Here is an 8,581-nt window from a genome sequence, read left to right as displayed (position 1 = left end):
GGCTCGCACCGTGCGCAGGCCATAGAGCCGCACCAGGCCGTCGCCGGGGGATTCGCCCGGCGGCAGCGGCTGGCGCGGCCGGAATGCGGGTGCGCCGCCGGCCTTCTGGTCGCGGTGGGCGCGACGCAGCTTGGCGTAGTGAGTGTCTTTGGGTGTTCCGGGCTTGTTGTCTTTGCTCATGGCGGGCTTCTATAGCCGTGTCGTCGGGCCATGGATACTGGCAGAAGCCGGCTTGCCGAGGATACTGTCAAATTCAGCGCATTTTGCCGGGACGTGCGGTTGACACCCACCAGCCTTGCCGCCATAAGGCGCTTCGCTGATTTCGGAGAAGACTTCTACTCGGGCTCCGGATCGGCAAATGCCTCGTTGCATGGCTCCGGCGGCAGACTGGAGAGGTGCCCGAGTGGTTAAAGGGGACGGACTGTAAATCCGTTGGCTTAGCCTACGTTGGTTCGAATCCAACCCTCTCCACCACTGCCGGCCCGGAAGCCCTGAAACGAAAAAGTCTCGGACCGAAAAGCGCATGGCGCTTTTTGGGTGAATCCGGTACTTCAGTGTAAGGCGCGGGTATAGCTCAGTGGTAGAGCAGCAGCCTTCCAAGCTGAATATGCGGGTTCGATTCCCGCTACCCGCTCCAGATTTCCGGCATGAAAGGCACGCGGAAGTGCCGCCCAGAAATCCTGGGAGTCAAACGCTTGGCTGCCTGGCCTAGGCAACCGGTATCAGCCGGCGCCTTCTTTCGTCCAGCGACACGATGGCAAGGCCGCTGGCCACCACCAGCAGGATGCCGCAGACGGCGAGCGCGTTGGGAAACTGGCCGAACACCAGCAGGCCGGAGATGACCGCCCAGACGGTGAAGCAATAGTAGAACGGCGCCACCGCGCTCGTCGGTCCGACGCGATACGCCATGAAGATGAAGAAATGGCCGAAGATCAGGAACAGTCCGGCGCCGGCGATGAGCAAGAGGTGGCGGGGCTCCGGCATGACCCAAGGCTCTGAAACGAGATGCGCGACGCCGGAGCCGACCAGCACGACCACGACGGCGGAAATGGCGACGATCATGCCCGGCACCTCGGCGCCGACCTTGCGGCCGGCAAGATCTCGTGCGGCCGACAGGACCGCGTTGCCGAGCGCCAGCAAGGCATAGACCGAAATCCCTTGCATCGTCGGCTGCGCCACCATCAGCGCGCCGATGAAGCCGACCCCGATCAGCGCCATGCGCGCGCCGCCGATACGCTCGCCGAACAGCACCGAGGCGCCGACCAGCATCAGCAGCGGCGTGATCTGCCCGAGCGCCGTTGAATCGGCGATCTGCATGTTGGCGAGCGCCACGACGTAGCAAAGGATCGCCGCCAGTTCGAGCAGGTTGCGGCGCAGAACCTTCCTTTCGAAGATCAAAGGGACCTGCCTGGCGTAGCCGAGCAGGACAAGCAGCGGGACTCCCCAGAGCGCCGCCGCGATGCCGCGCAGGAACAGCACCTCGTAGGGCGGCAGGCCGGTGGTGGCGAGCTTCATCATCGTATCGTTGACCAGATAGGACCCGGTCGAGACGACCATGAACAGCGGACCGCGGATGTTTGTCGGGATGAACTGCATCGAGCGAGGAGATCAGACCCGTGCAGCGGCGGCAATGGGCCAGTCGCGGAGCCGGCTTCGCCCATTTCATTTTCCGCTGGACGTCCTATATGCATGCCACATCCCCCCCGAAATCGGATCATGGGTTCTGACCGGGCGGGCGCGCTCAGCCACAAGGCACTTGTGTTTTTCAGCCGTTGTCGCTAATCGCCCCGCATTCGACTGAACTGAATGTCCAGGCCGTCCAAGGAAAGAGACTATGGCAAAAGGTAAATTCGAGCGCACCAAGCCGCATGTGAACATTGGCACGATCGGCCACGTCGATCATGGCAAGACGTCGCTGACGGCGGCGATCACGAAGTATTTTGGCGAATACAAGCGCTATGACCAGATCGACGCGGCGCCGGAAGAGAAGGCGCGTGGCATCACGATCTCGACGGCGCACGTCGAATACGAGACGGCCAACCGCCACTATGCCCACGTCGACTGCCCCGGCCACGCCGACTATGTGAAGAACATGATCACCGGCGCGGCGCAGATGGACGGCGCGATCCTGGTCGTGTCGGCCGCCGACGGCCCGATGCCGCAGACGCGCGAGCACATCCTGCTCGCCCGCCAGGTCGGCGTGCCGTCGATCGTGGTGTTCCTGAACAAGGTCGACCAGGTCGACGACGCCGAACTGCTTGAGCTGGTCGAGCTCGAGGTTCGCGAGCTCCTGACCAAGAACGAGTTCCCCGGCGACGACATTCCGATCGTCAAGGGCTCGGCGCTGGCGGCGCTTGAGGACTCCAACAAGACCATCGGCGAGGACGCGATCCGCGAGCTGATGGCGCAGGTCGACGCCTACATCCCGACGCCGGTGCGTCCGCTGGACAAGCCGTTCCTGATGCCGATCGAGGACGTGTTCTCGATCTCGGGCCGCGGCACGGTGGTGACCGGCCGCGTCGAGCGCGGCGTGGTCAAGGTCGGCGAGGAACTGGAGATCGTCGGCATCCGTCCGACGACCAAGACGACCTGTACGGGCGTCGAGATGTTCCGCAAGCTGCTCGACCAGGGCCAGGCCGGCGACAACATCGGCGCGCTGCTGCGTGGCGTCGACCGTGAGGGCGTCGAGCGCGGCCAGGTTCTGGCCAAGCCGGGTTCGGTGAAGCCGCACAAGAAGTTCGTGGCCGAAGCCTACATCCTGACCAAGGACGAGGGCGGCCGCCACACGCCGTTCTTCACCAACTACCGTCCGCAGTTCTACTTCCGCACCACTGACGTGACCGGCATCGTGACGCTGCCGGCGGGCACCGAGATGGTGATGCCTGGCGACAACATCACCGTCGACGTCGAGCTGATCGTGCCGATCGCCATGGAAGAGAAGCTGCGCTTCGCCATCCGTGAAGGCGGCCGCACCGTCGGTGCCGGCATCGTCGTCACCATCAAAGAATAATTGGACTTAAACCGATCTGTCGCGGGCGCGGAAGTTGCCCGCGCCGCGCCAGAACAAGGAAGTGACGCATGAACGGACAGAATATCCGCATCCGCCTTAAGGCGTTTGATCACCGCGTGCTCGACGCCTCGACGCGGGAGATCGTGTCGACGGCCAAGCGCACCGGCGCCAACGTCCGCGGCCCCATTCCGCTGCCGACGCGGATCGCAAAGTTCACGGTCTACCGGCCGCCTCACGTCGACAAGAAGAGCCGCGAGCAGTTCGAGATGCGCACGCACAAGCGTCTGCTCGATATCGTCGATCCGACCCCGCAGACGGTCGATGCTTTGATGAAGCTCGACCTCGCCGCCGGTGTCGACGTCGAGATCAAGCTCTAAGGAACAAGAGGCGCGGGGCGACCCGGAACTCTGAAGGAACAAGAGGCGTGGAGGGGCGACAGCCCCGACAGGGAACTCTAAAGGAATTGAACCGATGCGTTCAGGTGTGATTGCAAAGAAGGTGGGAATGACCCGCATCTATAACGATGCCGGGGAACATGTTCCCGTCACCGTTCTCCAGATGGAGAATTGCCAGGTCGTGGCGCAGCGCACGCAGGAGAAGAACGGCTACACCGCCGTCCAGCTCGGCGTTGGCCTTGCCAAGGTAAAGAACACGTCGAAGGCGATGCGCGGCCATTTCGCCGCCGCTTCCGTCGAGCCGAAGGCGAAGCTCGCCGAATTCCGCGTCTCCGCCGACAACATGATCGACGTTGGCGCCGAGATCACCGTCGAGCACTTCGTCGCCGGCCAGAAGGTCGACGTCACCGGCACCTCGACCGGCAAGGGTTTCCAGGGCGTGATCAAGCGGCACAACATGGGTGGTGGCCGCGCCACGCACGGTAACTCGGTCTCGCACCGCACGCACGGCTCGACCGGCCAGCGCCAGGACCCCGGCAAGGTGTTCAAGGGCAAGAAGATGGCCGGCCACATGGGTGACGTTCGCGTCACCACGCAGAACGTCGAGGTCGTCTCGACCGACGCCGACCGCGGCCTGATCCTGATCCGCGGCGCGGTTCCCGGCGTCAAGGGCGCCTGGATCCTGGTCCGCGACGCGGCCAAGGTCGCGCTGCCGGCCAATGCGCCGAAGCCTGCCGCGATCCGCGCTGGCGCCGCCAAGAATGAAGCCCCGGCTACCGAGGGAGCGGAATAATGGACCTCAAAATCACAACGCTGGGCGGCAAGGACGCCGGCAAGGTGAAACTCTCCGAGGAGATTTTCGGCCTTGATCCGCGCGAGGACATCCTGCAGCGCGTCGTGCGCTGGCAGCTGGCCAAGAAGCAGCAGGGCACGCACAAGGCCAAGGGCCGCGCCGAGATCGCGCGCACCGGCGCCAAGATGTACAAGCAGAAGGGTACGGGCCGCGCCCGCCACCATTCGGCTCGCGCCCCGCAGTTCCGCGGCGGCGGCAAGGCGCACGGCCCGGTCGTGCGCAGCCACGAGCACGACCTGCCGAAGAAGGTGCGCGCGCTCGGCCTCAAGCATGCTCTGTCGGCGAAGGCCAAGAGCGCGTCGATTATCATCGTTGACGAGCTGAAGCTGACCGAGGCCAAGACCAAGGCGCTGGTCGCGAATTTCGAGACGCTTGGCCTGACCAACGCGCTCGTCATCGGCGGCGCCGAGCTCGACCAGAACTTCAAGCTGGCGGCGACCAACATTCCGAACATCGACGTGCTGCCCATCCAGGGCATCAACGTCTACGACATTCTGCGCCGCGGCACGCTGGTCCTTTCCAAGGCCGCCGTCGAGGCTCTCGAGGAGCGCTTCAAATGACCGACCTTCGTCACTACGACGTGATCGTCTCGCCGGCGATCACCGAAAAGTCGACCATGGCTTCCGAGCAGAACCAGGTCGTCTTCAACGTCGCCAAGAAGGCGTCGAAGCCGGAAATCAAGGCCGCCGTCGAAGCCCTCTTCGGGGTCAAGGTTACGGCCGTGAACACGCTTGTCCGCAAGGGCAAGATCAAGCGCTTCCGCGGCACGATCGGCCGCCAGGGCGACGTCAAGAAGGCGGTTGTGACGCTGGCCGACGGCCAGTCGATCGACGTCGCGACGGGTCTCTGAGCAAGGCCGCGAGGACAGGACAATGGCACTCAAGAAATTCAACCCGGTAACGCCGAGCACCCGCCAGCTGGTCATCGTCGACCGCTCGGGCCTCTACAAGGGCAAGCCCGTGAAGGGCCTGACCGAAGGCCTGACCAAGTCGGGCGGCCGCAACAATTACGGCCGCATCACCGCCCGCTTCATCGGCGGCGGTCACAAGCGTTCGTACCGCATCATCGACTTCAAGCGCCGCAAGTTCGACGTCGTCGGCACGGTGGAGCGGATCGAATACGATCCGAACCGCACCGCCTTCATCGCGCTGATCAAGTATGACGACGGCGAGCTGTCCTACATCATCGCCCCGCAGCGCCTTGCCGCCGGCGACAAGATCGTGGCAGGCGAAGCGGTCGACGTGAAGCCGGGCAATGCGATGCCGTTGGCCTCGATGCCGGTCGGCACGATCGTCCACAACATCGAGCTGAAGCCGGGCAAGGGCGGCCAGGTCGCCCGTTCGGCGGGCGGTTACGCCCAGCTCGTCGGCCGCGACCAGGGCATGGCGATCCTGCGCCTCAACTCGGGCGAGCAGCGCGTCGTGCACGGTTCCTGCATGGCGACCGTCGGCGCGGTGTCGAACCCCGACCACGGCAACATCAATGACGGCAAAGCCGGCCGCACCGTGTGGCGCGGCAAGCGTCCGCACAATCGCGGCGTGGCCATGAACCCGGTCGATCACCCGCACGGCGGCGGCGAAGGCCGCACCTCGGGTGGCCGTCATCCGGTTTCGCCCTGGGGCAAGCCGACCAAGGGCAAGAAGACGCGGTCCAACAAGGCGACCGACAAGTTCATCGTGCGCTCGCGCCATCAGCGCAAGAGCTAAGAAGAGGTAACGCCAAGTGACTCGTTCGATTTGGAAAGGCCCCTTCATCGACGGCTACCTTCTCAAGAAGGTGGACAAGGTTCGTGAAGGCGGTCGCAATGAGGTGATCAAGATGTGGAGCCGTCGCTCCACCATCCTGCCGCAGTTCGTCGGCTTCACCTTCGGTGTCTACAACGGCCAGAAGCATGTTCCCGTCTCCGTGAACGAGGACATGGTCGGTCACAAGTTCGGTGAATTCGCTCCGACCCGGACCTATTACGGTCACGGCGCGGATAAGAAGGCGAAGAGGAAATAATCATGGGCAAGGCCAAAGCTCCGCGCAGGCTTGCTGACAACGAGGCGCGCGCCGTTCTGCGCACGATCCGTATCAGCCCGCAGAAGCTGAACCTGGTTGCCGCGCTGATCCGCGGCAAGAAGGTCGCGACAGCGCTTTCCGACCTCGAATTCTCGGCCAAGCGGATTTCCGGCACGGTCAAGAAGACGCTGGAATCGGCGATCGCCAACGCGGAAAACAACCACGACCTCGACGTCGACGCGCTGATCGTGGCGGAAGCCTATGTCGGCAAGTCGATCGTCATGAAGCGGTTCCACGCTCGTGGCCGTGGCCGCGCCAGCCGTATCGAAAAGCCGTTCTCGCACCTCACGATCGTCGTTCGTGAAGTCGAGGAAAAAGGGGAGGCCGCATAATGGGCCAGAAAGTCAATCCGATCGGGCTGCGTCTCGGCATCAACCGCACCTGGGATTCGCGCTGGTTCGCGAACACCGGCGAGTACGGCCAGCTGCTGCATGAGGACATCAAGATCCGCAAGTATCTTGAGAAGGAACTCAAGCAGGCCGCCATCTCCAAGGTCGTGATCGAGCGTCCGCACAAGAAGTGCCGCGTCACCATCCACGCGGCGCGTCCGGGCCTGATCATCGGCAAGAAGGGCGCCGACATCGAGAAGCTTCGCAAGAAGCTGATGGAGATGACGAAGTCCGAGACGCACCTCAACATCGTCGAGGTGCGCAAGCCGGAGATCGACGCCACGCTGATCGCGCAGTCGATCGCCCAGCAGCTGGAGCGCCGCATCGCGTTCCGCCGCGCCATGAAGCGCGCCGTTCAGTCGGCGATGCGTCTCGGCGCCGAGGGCATCCGCATCAACTGCTCGGGTCGACTGGGCGGCGCCGAAATCGCGCGCATGGAATGGTACCGCGAAGGCCGCGTGCCGCTGCATACGCTGCGCGCCGATGTCGACTACGGCACGGCCGAGGCGAACACCGCTTACGGCATCTGCGGCGTCAAGGTCTGGGTGTTCAAGGGCGAGATCCTGGAGCACGACCCGATGGCGTCGGAACGCCGGGCCACCGAGGGCGATCATGCGCATGGCGGCAGCGCCGGTGGTGAGCGCGAGCGCGGTCGCCGTCGCGAAAACGCCTGAGACATTTGAGAATTTGGAGTTAGAACGATGCTGCAGCCAAAGCGCACAAAGTTCCGCAAGCAGTTCAAGGGCCGCATCCACGGTACCGCCAAGGGCGGCACCAATCTGGATTTCGGCGGTTTCGGGCTGAAGGCGCTTGAGCCGAACCGCGTCACCGCGCGCGAGATCGAGGCGGCCCGCCGCGCGATCACCCGCGAGATGAAGCGCGCCGGCCGCGTCTGGATCCGGGTGTTCCCGGATCTGCCGGTCACCTCGAAGCCGACCGAAGTGCGTATGGGTAAAGGCAAGGGCGCCGTCGACTATTGGGCGGCGCGCGTCAAGCCTGGCCGCATCATGTTCGAGATCGACGGCGTCAGCGAAGAGACGGCGCGCGAGGCGCTGCGCCTCGGCGCGGCGAAGCTCTCGGTCAGGACGCGCTTCGTACAGCGCATCGCAGAATAAGGACGGGCCGATCATGAAAGCCGAAGACATCCGGACCAAGACCCAGGACCAGCTGACCGACGACCTGGCCAGCCTGAAGAAGGAGCAGTTCAACCTGCGCTTCCAGAAGGCCACCGGTCAGCTCGAGAAGACCGCGCGCGTGAAGCAGGTCCGCAGGGACATAGCGCGCATCAAGACCATCGCTGCGGAAAAGTCCGCGGCCAAGAAGGCTTAAGGACGAAAACCATGCCAAAGCGCATTCTGCAGGGCACCGTCGTCAGCGACAAGAATGAGAAGACGGTCGTCGTCAAGGTCGAACGGCGCTTCACGCATCCCGTGATGAAGAAGACCGTGCGCATGACCAAGAAGTACAAGGCGCACGACGAGAATAACGCCCACAAGGTCGGCGATCAGGTGTTCATCCAGGAATCGAAGCCGATTTCCAAGGACAAGCGCTGGATCGTCGTGTCTTCGGACCAGGCGTAAACAAACGAATTTTGGACAGACCGGGGAGGGGCTTCGAGCCTGTCCCGTTAGAAAAGAAGAAGGCGGCCAGTCATGATTCAGATGCAAACAAACCTCGACGTCGCGGATAATTCCGGCGCCCGTCGTGTCATGTGCATCAAGGTGCTGGGCGGCTCGAAGCGGAAATACGCCTCTGTCGGCGACATCATCGTGGTGTCGATCAAGGAAGCCATTCCGCGCGGCCGCGTGAAGAAGGGCGATGTGATGAAGGCGGTCGTTGTTCGCACGGCCAAGGACATCCGACGCCCGGACGG

Annotated in this window: 14 protein-coding genes, 2 tRNA genes and 1 pseudogene; 15 read left to right on the top strand and 2 right to left on the bottom strand. The window is 63.7% G+C overall.

What is annotated here, in order from left to right:
* Positions 1-180 (bottom strand): annotated as a pseudogene (locus tag EOA33_RS15460) (23S rRNA (guanosine(2251)-2'-O)-methyltransferase RlmB); the annotation flags it as partial.
* Between the two features lie 209 nt (positions 181-389).
* Between EOA33_RS15460 and EOA33_RS15455 the strand changes: the two are divergent.
* Positions 390-474, top strand: a tRNA-Tyr gene (locus EOA33_RS15455).
* Between the two features lie 89 nt (positions 475-563).
* A tRNA-Gly gene (locus tag EOA33_RS15450) sits at positions 564-637 on the top strand.
* Between the two features lie 71 nt (positions 638-708).
* Here the strand turns inward: EOA33_RS15450 and EOA33_RS15445 are convergent.
* The gene (locus EOA33_RS15445; RefSeq protein WP_127405994.1) at positions 709-1,596 is read right to left on the bottom strand and encodes a DMT family transporter; all 888 of its coding nucleotides are present in this window, start codon (positions 1,594-1,596) and stop codon (positions 709-711) included.
* A 238-nt stretch (positions 1,597-1,834) separates the two neighbouring features.
* On the opposite strand from EOA33_RS15445, the gene tuf reads away from it, so the two are divergent.
* The 13 genes from tuf to rplN form a co-directional block, all read left to right on the top strand.
* A complete protein-coding gene (gene tuf, locus EOA33_RS15440) occupies positions 1,835-3,010 on the top strand; it encodes an elongation factor Tu (RefSeq protein WP_095805843.1) in 1,176 nt (391 codons plus the stop codon).
* A 68-nt stretch (positions 3,011-3,078) separates the two neighbouring features.
* The gene (gene rpsJ / locus EOA33_RS15435; RefSeq protein WP_127405993.1) at positions 3,079-3,387 is read left to right on the top strand and encodes a 30S ribosomal protein S10; all 309 of its coding nucleotides are present in this window, start codon (positions 3,079-3,081) and stop codon (positions 3,385-3,387) included.
* A gap of 94 nt (positions 3,388-3,481) precedes the next feature.
* The gene (gene rplC, locus EOA33_RS15430) at positions 3,482-4,198 is read left to right on the top strand and encodes a 50S ribosomal protein L3 (RefSeq protein WP_126054433.1); all 717 of its coding nucleotides are present in this window, start codon (positions 3,482-3,484) and stop codon (positions 4,196-4,198) included.
* Entirely contained in the window at positions 4,198-4,818 is a 621-nt protein-coding gene (gene rplD / locus EOA33_RS15425) for a 50S ribosomal protein L4 (protein WP_126054434.1), read from the top strand. Before rplC ends, rplD begins: the two co-directional genes overlap by 1 nt.
* The gene (locus EOA33_RS15420; RefSeq protein ID WP_126054435.1) at positions 4,815-5,108 is read left to right on the top strand and encodes a 50S ribosomal protein L23; all 294 of its coding nucleotides are present in this window, start codon (positions 4,815-4,817) and stop codon (positions 5,106-5,108) included. Before rplD ends, EOA33_RS15420 begins: the two co-directional genes overlap by 4 nt.
* A 22-nt stretch (positions 5,109-5,130) precedes the next feature.
* Entirely contained in the window at positions 5,131-5,964 is an 834-nt protein-coding gene (gene rplB, locus EOA33_RS15415; protein WP_126054436.1) for a 50S ribosomal protein L2, read from the top strand.
* A gap of 16 nt (positions 5,965-5,980) precedes the next feature.
* Entirely contained in the window at positions 5,981-6,259 is a 279-nt protein-coding gene (rpsS, locus tag EOA33_RS15410; RefSeq protein ID WP_006205463.1) for a 30S ribosomal protein S19, read from the top strand.
* 2 nt (positions 6,260-6,261) lie between these two features.
* Entirely contained in the window at positions 6,262-6,651 is a 390-nt protein-coding gene (gene rplV, locus EOA33_RS15405) for a 50S ribosomal protein L22 (RefSeq protein WP_006205462.1), read from the top strand.
* Entirely contained in the window at positions 6,651-7,382 is a 732-nt protein-coding gene (rpsC, locus tag EOA33_RS15400) for a 30S ribosomal protein S3 (protein WP_126054437.1), read from the top strand. Before rplV ends, rpsC begins: the two co-directional genes overlap by 1 nt.
* 27 nt (positions 7,383-7,409) lie before the next feature.
* On the top strand, positions 7,410-7,823 hold the full coding sequence (gene rplP / locus EOA33_RS15395) for a 50S ribosomal protein L16 (protein ID WP_126054438.1): 414 nt from the start codon (positions 7,410-7,412) through the stop codon (positions 7,821-7,823).
* A gap of 13 nt (positions 7,824-7,836) precedes the next feature.
* Positions 7,837-8,037, top strand: coding sequence for a 50S ribosomal protein L29 (rpmC, locus tag EOA33_RS15390; RefSeq protein ID WP_126042433.1), 201 nt, complete (start codon positions 7,837-7,839; stop codon positions 8,035-8,037).
* A gap of 11 nt (positions 8,038-8,048) precedes the next feature.
* Positions 8,049-8,288: a 30S ribosomal protein S17 gene (gene rpsQ / locus EOA33_RS15385; protein WP_010909280.1), complete on the top strand. Its 240-nt coding sequence runs from the start codon at positions 8,049-8,051 to the stop codon at positions 8,286-8,288.
* A gap of 72 nt (positions 8,289-8,360) precedes the next feature.
* Positions 8,361-8,581 (top strand): 50S ribosomal protein L14 (gene rplN, locus EOA33_RS15380; RefSeq protein WP_127405992.1); only part of this gene is annotated, 221 nt, incomplete at its 3' end.

This window comes from Mesorhizobium sp. M4A.F.Ca.ET.050.02.1.1, assembly GCF_003997725.1.
Classification (GTDB): domain Bacteria; phylum Pseudomonadota; class Alphaproteobacteria; order Rhizobiales; family Rhizobiaceae; genus Mesorhizobium.
The sequence above is the reverse complement of the archived record's forward strand: the minus strand, read 5'-3'. Positions and strand labels throughout refer to the sequence as shown.

Excerpts from the sequence above, each read along its gene's own strand:
- rplP (WP_126054438.1), top strand. The coding sequence starts at position 7,410 with ATGCTGCAGCCAAAGCGCACAAAGTTCCGCAAGCAGTTCAAGGGCCGC.
- rplC (WP_126054433.1), top strand. The coding sequence starts at position 3,482 with ATGCGTTCAGGTGTGATTGCAAAGAAGGTGGGAATGACCCGCATCTAT.
- rpmC (WP_126042433.1), top strand. The coding sequence starts at position 7,837 with ATGAAAGCCGAAGACATCCGGACCAAGACCCAGGACCAGCTGACCGAC.
- rplB (WP_126054436.1), top strand. The coding sequence starts at position 5,131 with ATGGCACTCAAGAAATTCAACCCGGTAACGCCGAGCACCCGCCAGCTG.
- EOA33_RS15420 (WP_126054435.1), top strand. The coding sequence starts at position 4,815 with ATGACCGACCTTCGTCACTACGACGTGATCGTCTCGCCGGCGATCACC.
- rpsJ (WP_127405993.1), top strand. The coding sequence starts at position 3,079 with ATGAACGGACAGAATATCCGCATCCGCCTTAAGGCGTTTGATCACCGC.
- rplD (WP_126054434.1), top strand. The coding sequence starts at position 4,198 with ATGGACCTCAAAATCACAACGCTGGGCGGCAAGGACGCCGGCAAGGTG.
- tuf (WP_095805843.1), top strand. The coding sequence starts at position 1,835 with ATGGCAAAAGGTAAATTCGAGCGCACCAAGCCGCATGTGAACATTGGC.
- rpsQ (WP_010909280.1), top strand. The coding sequence starts at position 8,049 with ATGCCAAAGCGCATTCTGCAGGGCACCGTCGTCAGCGACAAGAATGAG.
- EOA33_RS15445 (WP_127405994.1), bottom strand. The coding sequence starts at position 1,596 with ATGCAGTTCATCCCGACAAACATCCGCGGTCCGCTGTTCATGGTCGTC.
- rplV (WP_006205462.1), top strand. The coding sequence starts at position 6,262 with ATGGGCAAGGCCAAAGCTCCGCGCAGGCTTGCTGACAACGAGGCGCGC.
- rpsC (WP_126054437.1), top strand. The coding sequence starts at position 6,651 with ATGGGCCAGAAAGTCAATCCGATCGGGCTGCGTCTCGGCATCAACCGC.